Annotated in this window: 17 protein-coding genes; 6 read left to right on the top strand and 11 right to left on the bottom strand. The window is 40.5% G+C overall.

Annotated elements, in window-relative coordinates:
* Window positions 1-162: 162 nt before the first annotated feature.
* On the bottom strand, window positions 163-1,065 hold the full coding sequence (locus tag L3V38_RS00380; protein WP_237118038.1) for a LysR family transcriptional regulator: 903 nt from the start codon (window positions 1,063-1,065) through the stop codon (window positions 163-165).
* A gap of 102 nt (window positions 1,066-1,167) precedes the next feature.
* Between L3V38_RS00380 and L3V38_RS00375 the strand changes: the two genes are divergently transcribed.
* On the top strand, window positions 1,168-2,292 hold the full coding sequence (locus tag L3V38_RS00375; protein ID WP_237118037.1) for an NAD(P)/FAD-dependent oxidoreductase: 1,125 nt from the start codon (window positions 1,168-1,170) through the stop codon (window positions 2,290-2,292).
* Between the two features lie 88 nt (window positions 2,293-2,380).
* Here L3V38_RS00375 and guaA read toward each other — a convergent pair whose 3' ends face one another.
* Both guaA and guaB read right to left on the bottom strand, forming a co-directional pair.
* A complete protein-coding gene (gene guaA, locus L3V38_RS00370) occupies window positions 2,381-3,958 on the bottom strand; it encodes a glutamine-hydrolyzing GMP synthase (protein WP_237118036.1) in 1,578 nt (525 codons plus the stop codon).
* A gap of 101 nt (window positions 3,959-4,059) precedes the next feature.
* Window positions 4,060-5,529: an IMP dehydrogenase gene (gene guaB / locus L3V38_RS00365; protein WP_237118035.1), complete on the bottom strand. Its 1,470-nt coding sequence runs from the start codon at window positions 5,527-5,529 to the stop codon at window positions 4,060-4,062.
* Window positions 5,530-5,646: 117 nt separating this feature from the next.
* Between guaB and xseA the strand changes: the two genes are divergently transcribed.
* Window positions 5,647-6,999, top strand: coding sequence for an exodeoxyribonuclease VII large subunit (gene xseA, locus L3V38_RS00360; RefSeq protein ID WP_237118034.1), 1,353 nt, complete (start codon window positions 5,647-5,649; stop codon window positions 6,997-6,999).
* Here xseA and L3V38_RS00355 read toward each other — a convergent pair whose 3' ends face one another.
* The 3 genes from L3V38_RS00355 to L3V38_RS00345 all read right to left on the bottom strand — a co-directional run bounded on the left by L3V38_RS00355 (window position 7,000) and on the right by L3V38_RS00345 (window position 11,556).
* Window positions 7,000-7,647 carry a hypothetical protein gene (locus L3V38_RS00355; protein WP_237118033.1) on the bottom strand — a complete coding sequence of 216 codons (648 nt, stop codon included), beginning with the start codon at window positions 7,645-7,647 and terminating at the stop codon, window positions 7,000-7,002.
* A 27-nt stretch (window positions 7,648-7,674) separates the two neighbouring features.
* Window positions 7,675-8,499 carry a serine O-acetyltransferase gene (gene cysE, locus L3V38_RS00350; RefSeq protein WP_062569554.1) on the bottom strand — a complete coding sequence of 275 codons (825 nt, stop codon included), beginning with the start codon at window positions 8,497-8,499 and terminating at the stop codon, window positions 7,675-7,677.
* Window positions 8,500-8,670: 171 nt separating this feature from the next.
* Window positions 8,671-11,556 (bottom strand): M16 family metallopeptidase, encoded by a 2,886-nt coding sequence (locus L3V38_RS00345; protein ID WP_237118032.1) that lies wholly within the window; start codon window positions 11,554-11,556, stop codon window positions 8,671-8,673.
* A 244-nt stretch (window positions 11,557-11,800) separates the two neighbouring features.
* On the opposite strand from L3V38_RS00345, the gene L3V38_RS00340 reads away from it, so the two are divergent.
* A complete protein-coding gene (locus L3V38_RS00340) occupies window positions 11,801-12,757 on the top strand; it encodes a hypothetical protein (protein WP_130149596.1) in 957 nt (318 codons plus the stop codon).
* On the opposite strand, the gene L3V38_RS00335 is transcribed toward L3V38_RS00340, so the two are convergent.
* From L3V38_RS00335 to L3V38_RS00325, 3 genes are all read right to left on the bottom strand, one after another.
* Window positions 12,754-13,719 carry a sensor domain-containing diguanylate cyclase gene (locus L3V38_RS00335; protein WP_237118031.1) on the bottom strand — a complete coding sequence of 322 codons (966 nt, stop codon included), beginning with the start codon at window positions 13,717-13,719 and terminating at the stop codon, window positions 12,754-12,756. The genes L3V38_RS00340 and L3V38_RS00335 overlap by 4 nt on opposite strands.
* 47 nt (window positions 13,720-13,766) lie before the next feature.
* Window positions 13,767-15,002 carry a DEAD/DEAH box helicase gene (locus tag L3V38_RS00330; protein WP_237118030.1) on the bottom strand — a complete coding sequence of 412 codons (1,236 nt, stop codon included), beginning with the start codon at window positions 15,000-15,002 and terminating at the stop codon, window positions 13,767-13,769.
* A 93-nt stretch (window positions 15,003-15,095) separates the two neighbouring features.
* Window positions 15,096-15,797, bottom strand: a complete 702-nt coding sequence (locus L3V38_RS00325; RefSeq protein ID WP_062569549.1) for a DUF3581 domain-containing protein — start codon at window positions 15,795-15,797, stop codon at window positions 15,096-15,098.
* A gap of 519 nt (window positions 15,798-16,316) precedes the next feature.
* On the opposite strand from L3V38_RS00325, the gene L3V38_RS00320 reads away from it, so the two are divergent.
* From L3V38_RS00320 to L3V38_RS00310, 3 genes are read left to right on the top strand one after another with little or no spacing between them, the layout of a single operon-like run.
* Window positions 16,317-16,718 (top strand): DUF3019 domain-containing protein, encoded by a 402-nt coding sequence (locus L3V38_RS00320; protein ID WP_237118029.1) that lies wholly within the window; start codon window positions 16,317-16,319, stop codon window positions 16,716-16,718.
* A complete protein-coding gene (locus tag L3V38_RS00315; RefSeq protein WP_237118028.1) occupies window positions 16,715-17,401 on the top strand; it encodes a response regulator transcription factor in 687 nt (228 codons plus the stop codon). The genes L3V38_RS00320 and L3V38_RS00315 overlap by 4 nt, the downstream gene beginning before the upstream one ends.
* 2 nt (window positions 17,402-17,403) lie before the next feature.
* On the top strand, window positions 17,404-18,594 hold the full coding sequence (locus tag L3V38_RS00310) for an ATP-binding protein (protein ID WP_237118027.1): 1,191 nt from the start codon (window positions 17,404-17,406) through the stop codon (window positions 18,592-18,594).
* On the opposite strand, the gene L3V38_RS00305 is transcribed toward L3V38_RS00310, so the two are convergent.
* A complete protein-coding gene (locus L3V38_RS00305) occupies window positions 18,578-19,426 on the bottom strand; it encodes a MipA/OmpV family protein (RefSeq protein WP_237118026.1) in 849 nt (282 codons plus the stop codon). The genes L3V38_RS00310 and L3V38_RS00305 overlap by 17 nt on opposite strands.
* Before the next feature lie 286 nt (window positions 19,427-19,712).
* The gene (locus tag L3V38_RS00300; protein ID WP_237118025.1) at window positions 19,713-21,239 is read right to left on the bottom strand and encodes an arylsulfatase; all 1,527 of its coding nucleotides are present in this window, start codon (window positions 21,237-21,239) and stop codon (window positions 19,713-19,715) included.
* Window positions 21,240-21,269: the final 30 nt, after the last annotated feature.

The following is a 21,269-nucleotide window of genomic DNA, read 5'->3' as shown; positions in this document are numbered from 1 at the left end:
AGCTTTTTATAAAGGTAAAGTAAAAAAACACGGTTTGCAGTTCAATTGCTTCCAAAATAAACAAAACGGCGAATTAGCAGGCTAACAAAGCTCTTTTTAAACATACCCAAGCTACTGCAGAAACTAAAAGAGCCAAACACAATTATAATAATTTAAAGCGCTTCATTCGCTTGAAAGATAATGTTGCTGAATAACAAGTTGAAGATACTCAAGAAATGCTTTTACTTTTTTGAAAGGATATCTACGCCCAGAATAAAAAGCATACAAAACCAAATCTTCAGGCTCATCTGCTAAGGAATCTATTTTAGTTAACAGCCCTTCTTCTAACTCTTGTCTGCACGCATCATAAGGAAGTATCGCAAAACCTACCCCTTTAAGTGCAGCAGACTTTGCCATATGCCCACTATTTACTTTGTAACGGGATGCAACATTAACTGTGCCTGCTTGTTTGAATTTCCATGGCATTCCTTGTAAGACTGATAAGCTTGTAATACAAGGAAGCTTACCAAGTTCAGTCGTTGAATTTGGTTTAGGGTGTTTATCTAGTAAATGAGGAGAAGCTACGACACAACTTGGCCAACGCACTAGCTCTTTTGCAACCCATCCAGAGTCCTCCACAGGGCCTCGTCCAAAACGTATCACTACATCAAACCCTTCTAATAGCCCCTCTTCAGGATTAAGCTGAGTATCACAACTTAACTGAATGTTAGGGTGTTTATAACAAAACTCAGCCATAGCCTCTGCCAAAAACGGTAAATCAGGTGTAATGACTTTTAAATGCCCTGAAACTAAATCACTATTTTGATAGGTTTCTTGTAAAACATCCCCCATCGCAACAAGCAGCGGAGTTAAGTTTTGGTAAAGAAGTTCTCCCGCTTCTGTCGCAACCATTTTTCGTGTTGTACGTTCCAATAACCGTACATTCAACGCTTGTTCTAAAAGTGCAACATGACGGCTCACATTTGATTTGGGAATTTGGCACAGCTCTGCGGCCCGCTTAAAACTTAATTGTTCAAATACTTTCTGGAAGCTAAGGAGCCACTGTAATTCAATATTGTTTAGCAAAACTATCTCAAAAAATGGGATTTACAAACCAAAATTACCATATTTATCCTATCTATTGGACCAGTGATAATCATTTTTTTCTTAAAAACTGGGAAGATTTAAATGAGTTCAATTAAACATATAGCCATTATAGGTGCAGGTATTGCTGGCCTTGCGTTAGCGATATTTGCAAGAAAACAAGGTATCAAGGTTACCTTATTCGAAAAAAACAACAGCTTTTCTACAATCGGTGCCGGTGTTACGTTATGGCCTAATGCGACCTTTGTGCTTGAGCGGCTAGGTTTAATAGATGATTTCAGCCAGCATGGTGGTCAACCAGTTGCTATGCGACATTACGACAAACAAGCTATTCAGCAAAGTGAGTTTAATATTCAAACACTAAACTCTCTGTGTGGCTTTTCAACTATTAGCATATTACGTCGTGACTTAATAAAGATACTTGCTGAGCGACTAGAGAAACTGGGTGCCACTATTCACTTCAACCAAGCCGTCAATACTCAAGACATTGCGCAATTAAAAGATAAGTTTGATCTTGTGGTGGGATGTGATGGACGAATGCAATCGAAAGCTCGAGAGTATCTATATAAAGTGCCTATGCCAACTAAATACCAAGGCTTCATTAATGTAATAGGCACCAGTGAAATTGATCTGACTCCTTTTGAGCAGACAATTCATGACTTTAGAGATAATAATGAACGCTTTGGTATAGTACCTGTAGCAAACCAACATTGTTACTGGGCTGCTGCATGGCCTAGTAACCTTGATAAAACGAAACCAATGGAGCAGTGGTTTGAAGAAATGCATGAGCGTTTTCAAGATTGGCCCAAAAAAGTTCAACAGGTACTCAATAGTTATAATCCACGCAGCTTAAAACGCATATTTGTACATGATATTGACCCACTTCCCTATTGGCACAAGGAGAATCTCATTATTATCGGAGATGCTGCACATGCTTCCTTACCCACATCGGGGCAAGGTGCTAGCCAAGCACTTGAAGATGCTTGGCACCTAGCTCAATTATTTAAGACCGAATTTAGCCTCAAGATTATTTTGAAGAAGTTTTATGAAACTCGTATTCATAAAACCTCCAGCGCCCAAAACATGGGTAGACTAATCGCTCAGCATATCTTTCAACAATCATCTAATTCGGCCACAAATGCACCAAGTATATCCGCAGAAGAGCTCAGTCAACTCTATATGCAAGGACTAGAGTGTTATACCAAATGATAACGACTAAATAACAAAAAACCCGCTTATAAAAGCGGGCTTTTGTGTCTTTATAAATATTCAGTACAAGTGACTAGCTTAAAGTGAATTATTCCCACTCGATTGTTGCCGGTGGCTTACCTGAAATATCGTAAACAACACGTGAAATACCATCGATTTCGTTGATGATACGGTTAGAAACCACACCTAAGAACTCATAAGGTAGGTGTGACCAACGTGCCGTCATAAAGTCGATTGTTTCTACACAACGTAGTGATACAACCCAGTCGTATTTACGCGCATCACCCATTACACCTACCGATTTAACTGGTAAGAATACAGTGAAGGCTTGACTTACTTTGTGGTAAAGCTCTGCTTTGTGTAGCTCTTCAATGAAGATAGCATCTGCGCGACGTAGTAAGTCACAGTACTCTTTCTTGATTTCACCAAGTACACGAACACCTAAACCAGGACCTGGGAATGGGTGACGGTAAAGCATGTCGTAAGGTAGGCCAAGCTCAAGACCAATTTTACGTACTTCATCTTTGAATAGCTCACGTAACGGCTCAACAAGACCCATTTCCATGTCGTCTGGTAAACCACCTACGTTGTGGTGAGACTTGATTACGTGTGCTTTACCTGTTGCTGATGCAGCAGATTCGATAACATCTGGGTAGATAGTACCTTGACCTAACCATTTAGCGCTTTTCAGCTTCTTAGCTTGCTCATCGAATACTTTAATAAAAGTATGACCAATTGCTTTACGCTTATCTTCAGGGTCGTGTTTACCAGCAAGATCTGCTAAGAACTGTTCTTCAGCATCTACTTTAACAATGTTTAGACCGAACTTGTTGCCAAACATGTCCATAACTTGCTGACCTTCGTTTAAACGAAGAAGACCGTTATCAACGAATACACACGTCAGCTTGTCGCCAATTGCACGGTGAATAAGCATGGCTACAACAGATGAATCAACACCACCTGATAAACCTAAGATAACTTCGTCATCACCTACAGTTTCCTTAATACGCTCAATCGCATCGTCGATGATTTTAGCTGGTGTCCATAGCTTTTCACAGCCACAGATATCAATTGCAAAACGCTCAAGTAAACGTTGACCTTGATGCGTATGAGTTACTTCAGGGTGGAACTGTACGCCGTAGAAACGCTTTTCTTCCCAAGACATTGCAGCATGTGGGCATGTTGACGTTTTAGCCGTTGTTTTGAAAGTCTCTGGTACTTCCATCACTTTATCGCCGTGGCTCATCCAAACGTCAAGTACGCCTGCACCACCGTCAGTAATGTGGTCTTCGATAGCGTCAAATAACGCACAATCACCTACTTTTTCAACCTGCGCATAACCAAACTCTTTCTTATCAGAGCTGTGTACACTACCACCCAGTTGCGTTGCCATTGTTTGCATGCCGTAACAAATACCAAGTACTGGCACGCCTGCGTTAAATACATACTCAGGAGCACGTGGGCTGTTTTCAAGTGTTGTAGACTCAGGGCCACCCGACAAAATAATACCTTGTGGATTAAATTCGCGGATTTGCTCTTCAGTTACATCCCATGCCCATAGCTCACAGTAAACACCAATCTCACGTATACGACGTGCGATTAACTGTGTGTATTGCGAACCAAAATCTAAAATGAGAATTCGTGAATCGTGAATGTCTTTGCTCATGGAGTATCTCGTTAGTCAGGAACTGCTCTCCCAAAGGGAGATGATAAATAAATTAGGGCTAGCAAAAGCTAGCCCATTGTAATTTCAATACCTTAAGGTTATTAACCTAAGCGGTAGTTTGGCGCTTCTTTAGTGATTTGCACATCGTGAACATGTGATTCACCCATACCAGCTGAAGTAACACGAACAAATTGAGGTTTAGTATTTAACTCTTCAATTGTTGCACAGCCAGTTAAGCCCATTGCACTGCGAAGACCGCCCACTTGTTGATGGATGATTGTCGCGATAGGGCCTTTATAAGCAACACGGCCTTCGATACCTTCAGGAACAAGCTTGTCTGCTTCGTTCGATTTTTGGAAGTAACGGTCTGATGAACCTTCTTTTTGGTTCATAGCGCCAAGGCTACCCATACCACGGTAAGACTTGTAGTAACGACCTTGGTATAGCTCAACTTCACCTGGTGCTTCTTCAGTACCCGCTAACATTGAACCCACCATTACACATGATGCACCGGCAACAAGTGCTTTTACGATGTCACCTGAGAAACGAATACCACCGTCAGCGATAACAGGAATATCGCGGCCTTTTAAGCCTTCAACTGCGTCAGAAATCGCTGTAATTTGTGGTACACCACAACCTGTTACGATACGAGTAGTACAGATAGAACCTGGGCCAATACCTACCTTAACAGCGTCAACACCCGCATCAGCAAGGGCAATCGCACCTTCAGCTGTTGCAACGTTACCTGCTACGATTTGTAGATCTGGATATGCTTGACGTGTTTGAGCAACACGGTCGATTACACCTTGTGAGTGACCATGTGATGTATCGATAAGTAATACGTCAACACCTGCTTCAACAAGAGCTGCGATACGCTCGTCAGTACCTGCGCCAACACCAACAGCGGCACCTACACGAAGACGACCTTGTTCATCTTTACATGCGTGTGGCTTGTCTTGCGCTTTTTGATAATCTTTTACAGTGATCATGCCTTTTAGTTTAAATGCATCATCAACAACAAGAATTTTTTCGATACGGTGCTCGTGCATTAGACCTAAGATCTCATCACGGTCTGCACCTTCTTTAACAGTTACTAACGAATCTTTTTTCGTCATCACTGTAGAAACAGGCTGCTCAAGTTTCGTTTCAAAACGCATATCACGGCTTGTAACAATACCTACAAGGTTATTGTCAGCGTCGGTTACAGGGAAACCTGAAAAACCTTTATCTTCTGCTAATGCCATGGCATCAGCAATTGTTAGATCCGCAGTCACAGTAACAGGGAAAGAAACAATGCCCGCTTCGTACGTTTTAACTTTACGTACGTTTTTAGCTTGCTCTTCAATTGTCATGTTTTTGTGGATGAAACCTAAACCGCCCTCTTGCGCTAGCGCAATCGCTAAGCGTGCTTCAGTTACAGTATCCATAGATGCTGAAACTAGCGGCAAGTTAAGATTGATACCACGCGTTAAGCGAGTTGAAATATTTGCCGTGTGTGGCAAAACAGTAGAATGACCTGGTACTAGTAGTACGTCGTCAAAGGTAAGAGCTTCTTTAGCAATTCTAAGCATATTGGCAACTTCTCACATGTGGATCTGAGTATAAGGAATTGCGGCCAAATTTTATCAGCGTTCTAAACCCGAGTAAATAAAATTGTGCAATTATTTATGATAAAGTAGCCTTAGTTTATGGCAAAGAGATTAAATTTAGCTGCAATGGGTAATTCACAAGACATTTATACCGTATCACGCCTTAATAAAGAGATCCGAAGTGTGCTAGAACGCGGCTTTTCTTCTTTAGTGTTAAGTGGTGAAATTTCAAACTTTATTGCGCCTGCTTCAGGACATTGGTATTTCACATTAAAAGACGATCGCGCACAAGTAAAAGCAGCTATGTGGCGCGGTAATAATCGTGGCCAAACATTTCGCCCAGCAAATGGCGCACAAGTCACTGTGCGTGCCCGTGTATCTTTGTATGAACCGCGTGGTGATTATCAACTGATTGTTGAGCATATGGCACCTGCTGGTGAAGGCTTATTAAAACAAGAGTTCGATGCGCTTAAAATGCGCCTTGCCGCCGAAGGCCTGTTTAGCTCGGCTTATAAAAAGCCATTGCCAACAAATATCAATCGCGTTGGCGTAATTACCTCAGCCACAGGTGCGGCCATTCGCGATATTTTAACCGTTTTGAAACGCCGTGCTCCCCAACTTGAAGTGGTGATTTATCCGGCCATGGTGCAAGGCGCTGATGCTCACAGCCAGCTAATAGAAAAAATAAACATCGCCAATCAACGTAACGAAGTAGATGTACTAATATTAGGTCGTGGTGGAGGTTCATTAGAAGATTTATGGTGTTTTAACCATGAGTTACTGGCACGCGCCATTTATGCCAGCAACCTGCCTATTGTCAGTGCTGTGGGCCATGAAGTAGATACCACTATCAGTGACTATGTTGCAGATATACGCGCAGCCACACCTTCTGCAGCAGCCGAGTTGGTCAGTCCAAATAGTGAAGAGTTACATAGCAGAGTAAATCAGCTTGTTAGGCATTTAAATCATGCCTTTAAACATGCTTTGGCAGTTAAACGTACTACAGCGACGCAATTTGAGCATCGCTTACAACTTTGTCACCCTCGAAATCAACTCAATCAGCAGGCACAAAAGCTGGATGAATTAAGCCTTGCTTTACATCGTGCTATGCAAAGTAAAATTCAGCGCCATGAACGAGTACTTGGCAACCTTACTCCTCGTTTAATGCAAAGCTCACCAGAAAAACAACTTACTCGCTATGAGCACTTGCTTACACAGCTTCAAGGTCGTTTAACACAAGCTATACAGCACCAACTTACAACATCCCGTAATCATCTATCACTGCAGGCGAGCCGCTTAGATTCAGTCAGTCCACTAAGTGTATTAGCACGTGGTTATAGCATTACTAAAAACAAACAAGGTCAGGTGGTGAAATCAGTGTCACAGGTTAATAGCGGAGAATTGCTCACCACTGAATTGGCTGATGGCCAGTTGCAATCAAAAGTGGTTTGATTAGTCTGTACTTACAACGATGACTAGCTCATCGTCACTCGATGTGGTGGAAGTATATTTAAACTGTTTCCACCAGCTTTGCAGCATTAAATCATCTGTTATATTTCGCCAATAATGCTCAGGAAGTACTGCAACGTCATCTGGGCGTTGTAACTTAAACTGACAAACAGAACTTTTACACTTAGAGATGCTAACATTTGGCTGTATAGGTAAGTCAGCCATAATTAAAAAGTCACTCATAGCTGTTTCAACTTGATAGGCCCATGCTTCATTGCGTTCTTGCTGTGCTAAAAGCGTGTAAAGCTTATCAAGGTGGGAGTCTATTTCATCGGATGTAAGTGCGTTAGTACGATAACTTGCAATCACAGCCTGCTGGCTCTCGACTTGTAATTCAAGCTCAGCAATTTGCTGCTTAAGCGCTTCTTGAGTTAATTCTTCAGGTGAAGTTTGATGCCCAACATTAGGAACTCCACTCACACTAATAGGTGCAACTGGCGCTGCTTGCTCAGAAATAGCAGGCTCTATAACACTTATTTGCGTCCGCTCTGAAGTTGGTAAAACGGTGTTAGCAGTTTGAAGCATAAACATGATGATAGCGCCACAAATAAATGACGCTACAATCGACAAACCAAACGCTAATTTAGACAAGGTACTTTTGCTCTTTATTATAAAGAACTACAGCATTGCACTGGTATGAGATGCATTGCTTGCGCTTGTGGTGCTGTCATCCAGAAAGTTTTGATTCATACTTTCCGCTGGACAAGGGCAGCTCGGTTTACCCACCACTTTAGCAGGTACTCCAACAACGGTTGTATGTGCTGGAACAGGGCTTAATACCACAGAGTTTGCACCTATGCGTGCGCCCTCTCCTACTTCAATGTTACCCAACACTTTCGCACCGGCACCAATCAACACACCCGCACGAATTTTAGGATGGCGATCACCTTGTTCGTTGCCCGTACCACCTAAAGTAACTGATTGAAGAATCGATACATTATCTTCAATAACCGCTGTTTCACCGATTACAATCCCTGTTGCATGGTCAAACATAATACCATGACCCACTTTACAAGCAGGGTGAATATCAACACCAAACACTTCAGAAGTTCTACTTTGAATAAAGCGAGCAAGTTCTTTTCGGTTCTGTAACCAAAGACAGTTTGCAAGTCGGTGTGCTTGTATTGCATGAAAGCCTTTTAAGTTAAGTATCACCGTTAAGTAGCTATCTGCGGCAGGGTCACGATCTTTTACTGCTTTTATATCATGAGCGACATGGGTCAACATCAAATCACACTTAACAAAGGCCTGGTCAAACAATTCACGAATTGTGAATGCTGAAACCACTGCATCCGCCAACTTATTAGCAACAATAAAACTCAGCGCCGAACCCAAGCACTCATGATTTAACACACACGAATAAACGTGACTTGCTAAAAGAGGTTCACGAGTAACGACTTCGTTTGCTTCTTCGCGAAGCTTTTGCCAAATTTCATGACGCATAATTTTGCCTTTCTGGTTGTACCTAACTGCTATTACTTAAGTTTAACGGATTTGTAGCAAGATGTACTAACCCGTTGTTTATTTGTTCTGGTTATATCTAATAACCAGAGTGTCATCGTTATTTGCTATTAAACATAAAAAATGCCCCTAGACAGGGGCATTGATTAGTTATTATTGAAATACTTTTTCGACATCAAGCACTTTAATATTTTTCGTCGGTATCGCAAGTTTATAGTCTGCAATCACTTTATCTTCAGCTACAAGCTCTGCTGGTTTTTCAGCGTTGTACACCATAGGCGATGTTTGCTCTGATGCTAAGCGTTTTTGCATATCTTTGCCGTCACCAGTAATAAACACATAGTGGATATTCTCTGTTTGCAGATTATCGCGAATAACACGATTCACATCATCAAGGGTTAGCTTTTCAAGCTTGCCGCGCACATAGTCAACAAAGCTCTCTGTGTTATAGAACTCACTATCAAGCGCATAGCCTAATTGGCGATCTTGGCTTGCAACCATTTGTGGCACAAAGTTAATTAAGAAGTTACGCGTCGCTTCAAAGTCTTCTTTACTAATACCCTCTTTAATTAGCTTATCAAGCTCAAACAGCGCCGTACGCGTTGCAAAGTGCGCATCGTTATTAGAACGAAGCGGTCGTAACCACACTTGGAAAATTTGCTCTGAACGACCTAAGTTAGCATCAGGTTTAGTTTGGAACATACCACGCGGGAAGTACTCAATATATGCATAGTCACCATAGTTCATACCACGGGTTTGACGAATACGCTGATACAAGAAGCTGTTTGAGCTGCGGTGTTCACCAAAGTAAGAGCGCACTAACCAAAGTGCGGTCCAGTCATCGCTGCTACGAATTGTATCGATAGGGAAACCAAATGACACAGCGGTAGATTGCGCTGATTTTTCAACAATCGTTGCATGATGCCCTTTTAGCACTGGCGCATCTGGGATCGTTAAGCGGCTTTCTTTACCATGTGGAAGCGATGTTAAGTCTTTCAGCATAGTTGATTTAACATCACTCGGAATCGCACCAATTAAACCCACAGTTAGCTTAGATTGGGTAAACTGATTAGCATAAAACGCTTTTACATCGTCAAGCGTCAACGCTTCAAGATCTGATAAATCACCATAGTTATAGCTTTCGTATGGATGGCCTTTATAAAGCTGATGATAAAGCACTTCTTTACCTAACTCTTCGTCATTTGACGCTTTCAACCCCGCTTTAATGCTATCAATAAGCTCTTTTTTCAGACGCTTGAAATCATCTTCTCTAAAGCCAGGATTTAACAATTGATCGCTAACAAGTGCATACCACTTGGCAGCATTGTCTTTATGCACACGACCACGTAGTGAAATCATCTCTTTATCGATTTGATAGCCAAAGCTTCCCGCCAGTGGGTATAACGCTTTTTGAATATCTTTGTAGCTCATCGTTTCAGAGCCACCTTGCGCTAGCATTGCAGCAGTGAGTGCCGCTAAGCCTTTTTTGCCTTGTGGATCAGCCGCTGCACCGGTATTGAATAACCAGTTAACATCAACCAGTGGCGAGCTATTTGTTTTATCAAGTACTTTAAAATGACGCTCTGTTGGGGCTTGCTCAATACTCGCCACTGCCGCGTTTAAGTCAACCTCGTGATCAAAGCCTGCCACTTTATCGAGCGCCGACATTGTCACTGTGGTGCGGCTTGAATCAACAAAATATTTGTTTGCTACCGCTTTGATATCCTCAGGAGTGATGCTATCAGCAGTTGCATACAGTTGGTTTATCACTTCAGGGTCACGCTCAAAGTGCATGTAGCTTGCAAGCGTTGAGGCAATTGACTGCGATGAATCAAGACCATTAATAAAGCTGTATTTTAAGTTAGATTTTAAATCAGCTAACTTTTGTGCATCAACTAATTCAGTACGTGCTTGTGCATAAGTACGGTTAATCGCATCACGGGCTTTTGCAAGGTCCGCTTCGTTTTCGACCTTTACAAACACATGTAATAATCCAGGATCTTTAGTATCAGGGTTATAGGTAAACATTTGGCTGGCAATTTGTTTATCAACAACAAGCTCTTGATAAAGTGCCGAGTTGTTTGAGAAATAAAGCTGTGAGATCAGATCAAGGGCTGCACGGTCTTTTTGAGTTGGATCCCATGCTGTGCCTTTGTAAGACACAAGCAACCAGTGACCTGGTAAACCATCATTTTTTTCATGCACATATTTTGCTGCTTGTTGTTTTGGCTCAACAGGAATATCAGCTTGGTAATCGCCTTTTTCCCAGTTGCCCCAGTGCTTTTTCACCATTGCTATGGTTTCTTGTGGATCAACATCACCAACAATAACTAAAGATACATATTCAGGTTTATAAAACTTAGCGAAGAACTCTTTACCATACGCCATTTGATCAGGCATAGCTTCAATGTCTTCAAAAAAGCCCATGGTGGTGTGTTTATACGTATGTTTTTCGAATGCTTCGTTACGAACAGCAGAAAGTAACTTACGAATTGGGCTGGCATTATTCTTTAGATATTCCCCTTTTACGGTAAGCGCTTCAGTGCGGAACTGCTCTTCGCTGTACGTCAGGTTTTGAAAAATATCCGCTTCAATTTCGAGTACTTTATCTAAATGTTCTTTTGAGAAGTTTAAGTGGTAGTTAGTGTAATCATTGGTTGTGTATGCGCGATTATCAACACCTGAGTTTTTTAGAATATCTGAATACACATCTTGCGGGAATTTTTCAGAGCCTTTAAACATCATATGCTCAAAGAAATGTGCAAAACCGGTTTTACCTGCTTCAACCTCATTACGTGAACCAACCGATACTGGAATTTGCAGTGACACAACATCTGGGTAATCTGTTTTTACCACCATTACACGAAGACCGTTTTCAAGCTCTTCTAATAGGTAATCTTGGCTAAATACACGATTATCATCTTGGCTTACTGACTGCTCAACCTCGACTTCTTTAACCATCGTTGACTGTGAATTACTTGCGCATCCGCCGAGCGCTAGCGTGACAGCAACGGCTGTTGCTAATAATCTAAATTTCATTATGTTCCCTTGTTAGTTATTTTTCTCATAGTTATTAACCGTTGATTATGCACCAAAGTACCAGAAAATATGAGGGTTGAAGGCAGAATTAATGTAAACAGGTGTGTCAATTTTACGAACAACGGCCTTTTAAGTTGAGCAAAATTCATAGTCATTGAAAAACTTTCACGAAAAAAATCTATCTAGACGTCTAAATGGCTGCTATATTATCCTCATAGACGCAACTACAGCTGGAATGAGGATTATGGCTTTATCATTACAAGAGAAAATTGAAGACACCAATCAAGGTGTTTACCTTATTGGTACCACACCGCCTAAATCTGGCACTGATAAAGCTCAGCTTGAAACCATTGCGCAAAAGCTATTAGGTCGTTTACACGAAATTGAATACGATGGTGTGATTATCTATGACATTCAAGATGAAAGTAGTCGTACGGCAAAACCACGCCCATTTCCATTCAAAGAAACCGTCGATCCACGTGAGTACTCTCATTTGTTACGTAACTTATCTCAACAAGATGTTATTACGTACAAAAGCGTTGCTCAACGCGGTGAAGCTGAGTTTAACGAATGGCTAGCAGAAACTCGTAATGATTTTGATTTAAAAAACTTAGTGTTAGTTGGTAGCCCATCATCTCATGGCGATATCAAACTGAGCCTGCCAGATGCTTATAAAACACTTAAAAAACAAGATAATGATATATTTTTAGGTGGCGTTACCATAGCAGAGCGTCATGCTAGCAAACGCAATGAGCATGAGCGACTGCTTGAAAAAACTGAGCAAGGGTGTCAGTTTTTTATCTCCCAAGCTGTGTATAACGCACAGGCTACAATCGACTTAATCACCAGTTATGCGCGTAGCTGTAAAGCACTTGGCATTTCACCGAAACGAATCATTCTTACTTTCACACCCTGTGGTGGTGAGAAAACACTTGAGTTTATGCAGTGGTTGGGGATATCTGTACCAGAGGCAACAAAATGGCGCATGCTTGATTCCGCTAACCCACTGAGCGAGTCTGTACGTATTTGCCGTGAAAACCTCGACCTAATATTGCAAAGTTGCGCTCATTTAAATGTACCGCTTGGCTTAAATATTGAGAGTTTAACTAACCGTAAAGAAGAAATTGATGCATCTATCAATCTTTACCGTTTACTTAAAGCAACGATGGAATTAAACCTGGCAGAGAAGCAAATAGCCTAATCACGTTTATAGGCTTGCTTTTTCTCATACATATCTTCGTCTGCACGTTTTAGAAGATCAGCAAATGTTTCATTATGTTGAGTAAGCATCGCATAGCCGATACTGAGGCTAAGTTCTGGCAAGCCCTGACTTTGCAGGTTTGCCTTAAACTTGGTCTCAAGCTTTTTCATAATCGTATCGATACAATCACCACTCGTTGCTTGAAGAAGGGCAACAAACTCATCACCACCTAGTCGACCGATAATATCAGCCTCTCGTAAGGTGCCTTTCATTGAGTCAGCAAGGCTAATTAGAGCTTGGTCTCCCACCTCATGACCAAAATTATCATTAAGCGGTTTAAAGTTATTAATATCAATAAATAAGCAGCATACTTCAAAGCCTAGACGAGCTGCTAGATTTAATTTATGTTGCGAGAGTAAGTCCAAGGCGCGACGGTTATAAATATTCGTTAATGGGTCTAGCATGGCAATTTCACGCATTTGTGCGAAGCTATCTAACAATGCTAAATCATCTTCAACCATGTCTCTGAGTTGCTTTATGAGTTCTATTAGGCTTGGTTGATAATCAGTTTGTTCAAAATCCATCACACAAAATGTGCCAAATGGTTCTCCATTAGGCCAACAAATTGGCACACCTAAATATGATTCAATGCCATCTTTACTATAAGGACTGTCATGCCATTGACTGTCCTCACTCACATGAGGAACATAAAGCGGTGCTAAGTCGCGCAAAACTTGCTTGCAAAAGATATTATCGTCAGCATTTGATTCTGCCCCCACATCATAGGGGTTTTCTTGTTGTTTGCTTGACACAATGATGCGATACGCATCATTGTTTTTTTGCACGATAAAACCAGCTGGGGCAGAAAATAGCTCTGTCATTAAATCAATTGTTTTTTGCCACTTTTGTAGCGAAAACTGGTTGTCCGGTTGACGAAATGCACATTTATTGGCTTCAAACATACTACACACTCAAATTAACCAGTGGATAGTTTAAATATACGCCAAATTTAACGACGTCTCGGACTTTTTTTTCCTAAAATACGTTTTTTATCTCGTGAACGACGTGCTTTATTGGTGTTTTTTCTGATTTGTTTCGGCTCTTTGCTTAAATCAGGTTCATAACCTGGTAACCATTGCGGTGTAAGGCGTGTATCGAGCAAAATATCAATCTCATCAAGCAGGTATTGTTCATCAATACTCACCAGCGACATTGCAAAACCTTTCTCACCCGCTCGCCCTGTGCGGCCAATTCGGTGCACATAATCCTCTGCAACATAAGGCAGCTCATAGTTTATCACGTACCTTAAAGAGGCAATATCAAGACCACGTGCAGCAACGTCTGTTGCCACAAGCACACGCGTTGCGCCAGATTTAAAGTTTTGTAGTGCCTTGTCACGTGCGCCTTGGCTTTTATCACCGTGAATGGATTCGGTTTTTAAGCCGTCTTTGCACATTTCTTTAGCAAGTAAATCAGCGGTTTGTTTGGTACGGGTAAATATCAGCACTTGTTGCCAGTTTTTCATACCTATCATATGTGACACCAGTTCACGCTTACGGTCTTCATCAACCGCATAAACAACTTGCTCTACTTCTGTCGCAGCGGAATTACGTTTATTCACCTCAACCAGCTTAGGGTCATTTAAGAGCTGTTTGCTAAGGTTAAAAATGCTGTCGTCAAATGTGGCTGAAAAAAGTAAGGTTTGACGCGCTTTTGGCACATGTCGCAAGATACGTTTTATCTCGTCGATGAACCCCATATCAAGCATGCGATCAGCCTCATCAAACACCAAGGCATTAATGTTTGAAAGCTTAATACTGCCCTTAATCACATGATCAAGTAAGCGCCCAGGTGTTGCTACCACAAGCTGTGCGCCTTTTATGGCTTTGATCTGTGGCCCAATACTGGCACCGCCATAAGCAAGTGCTGCTTTTATCTCAGTATGCGCAGCATAGCGCTCTACACTTGCAAATACTTGCTGAGCAAGCTCGCGAGTAGGCGTTAAAATAAGTATTTTAACCGTGTCAGGAAGTGTCTCTTCAGATAACAAATTATGCAGCAGAGGTAACACAAACGCTGCTGTTTTACCTGTTCCTGTTTGTGCACTGCCCATCACATCAGCGCCCGATAAAATAAGCGGGATTGTCTGCGCTTGAATTGCAGTTGGGGTTTGATAATTTTCCGCTTGCAGAGCTTCTAAAAGTTCGGGGGCAAGGTTTAATTCTGAAAAAGTCGCTACTGACATGATATGAAGTACATTGGCTATAAAACGAGTATTGTACGCACATGGCCACAAACAAAAAAGGCGCAAATGCGCCTTTTATCTAAAACAGTACTATTAAGCGTGGTTTAATGTACTTTTACGTTGATTATAAAAACTAATTAATTCATCAACCGTTGCTTGGCAATACTCGCGAATGCCAGAAACAACCATGTGTTTTTCACCTGAGCCGACTTTCTCACCATTTTCTAGTAAATTAAATCGTAAGATAATTTTTCCGCGCTTGCCTGTGTAAGTAAAATCAGGTTCAACAAACTCAAGCTCTGGCTCTTCGATATCAAGACGCTCTAGATTAATTAGCATTGATTCATAAATAACCATAGGTCTTGCAGGGTTAATCATTACATCTTGTTTCGCCATTAATGGGATAATAACATGCGGAAATGCGGCACCTGAAAACTCAACATAGTTCTTAATCAAACTATTTGTAAGTTTAGCGCATTGGCTTACAGCCCCTTCACGCTTCACTTTAAGCATGATTTTATCACCATCAGTAATGGCAAATTCATCAGCCCCAGCAGGAAAAGTTAATTGCGATGTTTCATCCACCATGCCTGCAAAAGTAAATTCCATTTTCTCACTGATGCCGTATTGGTTTAATACAAGTGAAAAAAGAAGATCACCGGGTACACAAAACTTTTTTGCATCGATGTCGTGAAGAGGATTGAAATCATCCGCTACAGACTTAGCAAAACGACTTCCCTGCTCACGAGAGATAGAAACGTAATCAGCGTGCTGCTGATAATAAGGACTTAACATAATTGTTCACTGCTTAAACTACTCATAACCTGACTATACTACCAGAAAAAACATGTTGAGAGGTCGAATCTGTTCATAATTCAACTTTTGAGAGCAAAATGTATATGAATGATTACGAAGAATGCTTGAAAAACAACCAAGGGTATTTTGTATCTTTTTGTACACAACTGTTAACAAGTAAAGACTGATGAACAATTTTCACACAAAGTAATTTAATGATAAATTACTAGCCAAGAATAAATTGATATTCATTTTTCTATAAAAAACAATCCCCTATTTTTTACAGCAACATCCCCCTTAAGTGAGGTCATATATAACAAGCGTCAATTTGTTGCAAAAGTTTAAAATAAGGTATGATAAACATGCTTTTTTATTATGTATTCACCACACTCTCCCTGCTACAAATTAAAATAACAACATAAGTAATTGGGCTCATACATTGAGTTTGGCTGAAAAAACAGTATTTAATGGTTTATATCACTTTGCACAAACACATCAAAAAGAGAAAGGTTTGATTAAATGATCAACCAATTAAGTTGGATATCACTGCTTTTATGTTTATCAGTAATATCAACAAACTCTCAGGCACAAAAAATCGATGCTCCTTTTTTTAAGGTATCACCGGTTTTGTGTATTACTGATGTAAAACAAAAAATGTGTGAATTTAAAGTACAAATACACTTTAGAATTGCACCATACCGTGAGCTTTGCTTAGAAATAACACAACGTCCACAGCACACTCAGTGTTACACACAAACAAGTTTGATCATTGAAAAGCTGAATATCAAAACAGAGCACCCACTAACAATAAAGTTAATCAACCCATTAAATAATAAAATTGTTCAACAACAACTTCTATCGATAGCAAGTTATGAAGCTAAAGATTTCCGTATAAAACGACGCTTTGGCTGGAGTTTATGATGCAGCATATTTTTTTAATTGAAGATGATATTAAGCTAGCCAGCTTAATCCAAAAATTTTTATTAAAGCACGGCTATACAATTGATGTTTTCAACACCGCTCAAGCTTATCACAATGGTGAGATCACGTTTCTACCCTCTCTAATTATCTGCGATATCATGCTACCTGACGGGAATGGCTTTGAGTTAATTACTCAATTAAAAGAAAAGTATAGTTGTCCTGTGATTTTTTTAACCGCTTTAGACTCAGTACAATCTCAGATAAAAGGCCTTGATCTCGGCGCTTATGATTACCTGATTAAGCCAATAAAACCGGAGCTTTTATTAGCAAAGATTAAAACAATTATTGCCCACACAGTAGGTCAAAGTGATAACTCTGACACACATAGTCCTTTGCGGATTGATAATCTTAAGAAGGACATTTATTTCCAATGTACGGCACTTAACCTTAATGAAAGCGAGTTTGAAATTATCGCCTATCTTGCAAAAAACAGCCCGTTACCCGTCTCCAGAGAAATCCTTTTTAAGCATGTTATAGGCCGAGAATATGATGGTTTAGACCGTGCTATAGACTTAAAAATTAGTCGCTTACGAAAAAAACTAAAAGACACTATCAACCAACACAGTAACTCTCTTGATATTAAGTCTGTTCGCGGCAAAGGGTATAGCTTGGATATAACATAAAAATGAAACAGCAATTCTTTAAGCTCTATCTGATCATTACCGTTAGTCTAATCGCTTTGGTGCTTGCATTTGGCCAATTATACAATGAGTTTTTTTCAGAGCATTCGCCGAGTATACAAATCAGCGTAGATGAACTGGCTCAAATTGCACAAGATAAAGACGCGCGCATTCAATCGTTTAATGTGAGTGAATTAATACTCCCAGAGAGTTTGCAAATTGCTTTTAATAAAGATGGCATTATTAGTGTTACAGAAAACGACCAGCAGTTTATTTATTTAAAGAGCAACAATGGGAGTATTCAACGTATAGGTCCTGTCGAGCTAATGACGCAAAGCTCAACTGATTGGTTGGCTTTTTTTGCTTTTTACAGCTTATTAGCTGCAATGATCCTAGTCTTTATACGCCCTGTGTTTAGGGACTTAAGCCTATTACAACAGGCAGCCTACCGCTTTAGTAAAAAACCACACCCCATTACTTTAGATATCAAGCCTAGCTCCTCAATAGCGCCACTGGCTAATACGTTTACTCATATGTCAGAGCGAATAAACCGGTTTGTACAACTGCATAATGATTTATCACGCATTATTTCACATGAAATTCGTACGCCTCTGTCTCGTATGCGCTTTGCACTTTCAATCACCGACATAGAGTTAGAACAAAGTAGTCAAATTGAACGAGACATTGATGAAATTGAGCTGCGTTTAGAGCAATATCTTTCATTTGCACGACTAGAGCATCAACAAAGCGTCTTTACTCAAGAAAAAACCAATCTTCATGAATTAATAAGTTATGAAGTGAGTAAATTTGATCTCTATAAAGAGTTCACATTCGATCTCCAACTGCACGAAACGAGTGCATATTGCGAAAGCAGCTTTATGGCAATTGCAGTACAAAACCTGCTTATAAATGCAACAAAATATGCAAGACAAACGATTACTATCCAAAGCAAAAGTGAGCAAGGCTATTATGTTATCCGTGTAATAGATGACGGCCCAGGCTTACCTGTTAACGCTGATGCACTCATAGAGCCTTTTAAGCAAGGCGAAGGTGATAAGTTAGCCAGTGGTTATGGTCTTGGATTATATATAGTTTATCGTATCGTCAGTTGGCACGGAGGAAAGGTTTCTTTAAATAATAACGGCCCAACTGGCGGAGCTGCTATCTCTATTACTTGGCCTAAAAGTGGTAAGTAACTCCTGCAAAACCTGAGAAATATCCCCCTTTGTCTACCATCTGTGAGTGGGCAAGATTACTATCAAGCCAAGTATGCTTAAGTTTTAAATCAATGCTTACACTCTCGTTTATTGGGTAACTATAACTTGCTTTAACATGGTAATTAATAGCACTGGTTAAATTATAATGAGGCAGACGTGTCTTACTTTCCCCAGCTGCCACTGTATAATAATACTCAATTAACTCGCTATTTTTATAAACAGCACCTATTTCAAAGCTAGCCAGTCCAAAAAGCATCTCGAAATTACGATACACATTAACAAAGAACTCATGGCCATTGTGTACATCAGTTACATCTTGCACAAATGCCGTGTTCAGCCACACATCATCATACAACTGAACAGCAGAAGATAACCCCACCATGTAAGACAAATCACGCTCAATCGCCGTCAGGTTTATTGGTGTTGCTGAAGGGATACTCGGCCTACCGCCTGATTTACTAGAGACTGCACTTACCGCAAATAATTTGTCGATGCCATCCAACTCAAAGAAAAAACCATCGTCATTAAAACGACCAAAGAGATCAAGGTAGTAACTAGGCGTTTCTAATAGACTGTAGCCAACTGAAAAATCATCAAAATACCAATGTTCTCCATAGTAAGCCAAGCTTGGTAAAACAGGTGAGGTAATATTGTCAGCATTGATGACTGGGTTTTCTATGCCACCATAGCCAAGCGTTATACTGGCATTCAAGGTAGATTTTTCGATGTAGTGAGGTTGCTCTAAATCTGTCTGCGCATATGTGACTAATGAGGTTAAACAACATGCTATGCCAAGTAAGTTTTTTATCAACTTTATTCACCCTGTTGGTATCAAAATGTATTTATATGGCAACAATTAATGCGACTAAAAAGCGCCTCTACCCTTGCGATCATAACGTTTGAATACACCTTTGTATATTTCTTTAGCTCAAGGTGAGCGACTTATTCACACACCCGTTAATGAAATTATCACACTAAAGAAAATATGAAATACCTTGTACATTTTGCTACATAGCTATTTCAACATTTTATATTACCAAAAATACAAAAAGGGCCCGTAGGCCCTTCTTAGCTGTAAACGACACTTTAAACTATTACTAACGATTAAGTGCTTGTTTTGAAATCATTTCAGCGACACTTCCAACCTGTACCGACATACTTTCTTGGCTTGGTGGGAAAGCTTTAAAGGTTTTCACAAACTCTGCAATTTGATTGCCCGCAGGGCCTAAAATCCAGCTACGGTTTTCAGCCCATTCATCATAACCCCGAGCATCAATAAAACGCTCAAATGGATCCATTTTTAAGTTAATAATGTAAGGAGAAGTAAGTGCATTTTGTGTTGATCTAAACCAGTGGTTTTGCTCAGTGAAAATAAGCTTCCAATCACCATAACGCATGCCATGGAAAGTAGTTTCGGTGAAATAATAAAACTCTTTACGCTTTGTTTTACCGTTATTTAGTAAGATATCACTTTGATCAAAACCGTCTAAATGCACTTTGTACTTTTGACCATTAATTTTGGTGCCTTTCAATAAATTAGCTTTGAGATCTTTATCACCCACCCATGACATAATTGTAGGCATCCAATCTTCCATTGTCATGAACTCACCGGTGCTTACACCTTTTGGAATATGACCAGGCCACTTCACAACTAAAGGCACTCTGAAGCCCCCTTCCCAGCCACCAACACCTTTTTCACCGTGAAATGGTTGGTTACCACCATCAGGCCAAGAGTTTGATGCCGCGCCATTATCAGTCGAAAACATCACGATCGTGTTATCTGCGACTTTTAACTCATCAAGCAAGTTAAGTAATTCACCCACATCGTCATCCATTTCGGCCATACCATCAGCGTATAAACCATAGCCAGTCTTACCATCATACGCTTTATTTAAGTTAGTTTGATAATGCATACGTGTGGTGTTATGCCAAACAAAGAAAGGCTTATCTTGTTTGACTGCATCACGAATAAAACGCTTTGATTCGACAAGTACTTCTTGGTCTAAGTTGCGCTGACGCTCTTTACCAAACTGTCCTAGATCTTTAATTTCTTGCTTACCATTAGCAAGCGCTTTTGAGTGGATCACACCACGCATTTTTAAACCAAATTTCTCTTGTGTTTTAGCGTCTTGCGGATAATCTTGCTGCTCAACATATTCACCAGCATTGAGGTGATACAAAATACCAAAGAACTCATCAAAGCCATGATTAGTTGGTAAGTGCTCATCAAGGTCACCTAAATGGTTTTTACCAAATTGACCTGTTACATACCCTTTGGATTTAAGCATAGTTGCAAGTGTTGGATCTTTCTTTTGCAAGCCTTGCGGTGCACCAGGAAGGCCTACCGTACTAAGTCCTGTACGCATCGGGTACTGACCTGTGATAAATGCTGCACGCCCTGCGGTGCAAGAGGCTTGTGCGTAGTGATCCATAAATATCATGCCATCATTGGCAATGCTATCTATGTTAGGGGTACTGCCTCCCATCATACCGCGATGATAGGCACTGATATTCCACATACCAACATCATCCCCCCAAATAACGAGTATATTGGGCTTATCGGCGGCGTAGCTGGGTAGACTAAAAGCCAGTATGGTCATACAGACCACAAGATATTTAAACATCACTTTCTCCTTGAAAATAAACTGATTTTA

The organism is Pseudoalteromonas sp. L1, assembly GCF_021728095.1.
GTDB lineage: Bacteria > Pseudomonadota > Gammaproteobacteria > Enterobacterales > Alteromonadaceae > Pseudoalteromonas.
Note: the sequence above shows the minus strand (reverse complement) of the source record. Positions and strands in the feature narration are given on the sequence as shown.

What these genes read in the sequence shown, in the direction of transcription:
- L3V38_RS00375 (WP_237118037.1), top strand. Translation starts at nt 1,168, where the DNA reads ATGAGTTCAATTAAACATATAGCCATTATAGGTGCAGGTATTGCTGGC.
- guaA (WP_237118036.1), bottom strand. Translation starts at nt 3,958, where the DNA reads ATGAGCAAAGACATTCACGATTCACGAATTCTCATTTTAGATTTTGGT.
- guaB (WP_237118035.1), bottom strand. Translation starts at nt 5,529, where the DNA reads ATGCTTAGAATTGCTAAAGAAGCTCTTACCTTTGACGACGTACTACTA.
- xseA (WP_237118034.1), top strand. Translation starts at nt 5,647, where the DNA reads ATGGCAAAGAGATTAAATTTAGCTGCAATGGGTAATTCACAAGACATT.
- cysE (WP_062569554.1), bottom strand. Translation starts at nt 8,499, where the DNA reads ATGCGTCATGAAATTTGGCAAAAGCTTCGCGAAGAAGCAAACGAAGTC.
- L3V38_RS00345 (WP_237118032.1), bottom strand. Translation starts at nt 11,556, where the DNA reads ATGAAATTTAGATTATTAGCAACAGCCGTTGCTGTCACGCTAGCGCTC.
- L3V38_RS00340 (WP_130149596.1), top strand. Translation starts at nt 11,801, where the DNA reads ATGGCTTTATCATTACAAGAGAAAATTGAAGACACCAATCAAGGTGTT.
- L3V38_RS00335 (WP_237118031.1), bottom strand. Translation starts at nt 13,719, where the DNA reads ATGTTTGAAGCCAATAAATGTGCATTTCGTCAACCGGACAACCAGTTT.
- L3V38_RS00330 (WP_237118030.1), bottom strand. Translation starts at nt 15,002, where the DNA reads ATGTCAGTAGCGACTTTTTCAGAATTAAACCTTGCCCCCGAACTTTTA.
- L3V38_RS00325 (WP_062569549.1), bottom strand. Translation starts at nt 15,797, where the DNA reads ATGTTAAGTCCTTATTATCAGCAGCACGCTGATTACGTTTCTATCTCT.
- L3V38_RS00320 (WP_237118029.1), top strand. Translation starts at nt 16,317, where the DNA reads ATGATCAACCAATTAAGTTGGATATCACTGCTTTTATGTTTATCAGTA.
- L3V38_RS00315 (WP_237118028.1), top strand. Translation starts at nt 16,715, where the DNA reads ATGATGCAGCATATTTTTTTAATTGAAGATGATATTAAGCTAGCCAGC.
- L3V38_RS00310 (WP_237118027.1), top strand. Translation starts at nt 17,404, where the DNA reads ATGAAACAGCAATTCTTTAAGCTCTATCTGATCATTACCGTTAGTCTA.
- L3V38_RS00300 (WP_237118025.1), bottom strand. Translation starts at nt 21,239, where the DNA reads ATGTTTAAATATCTTGTGGTCTGTATGACCATACTGGCTTTTAGTCTA.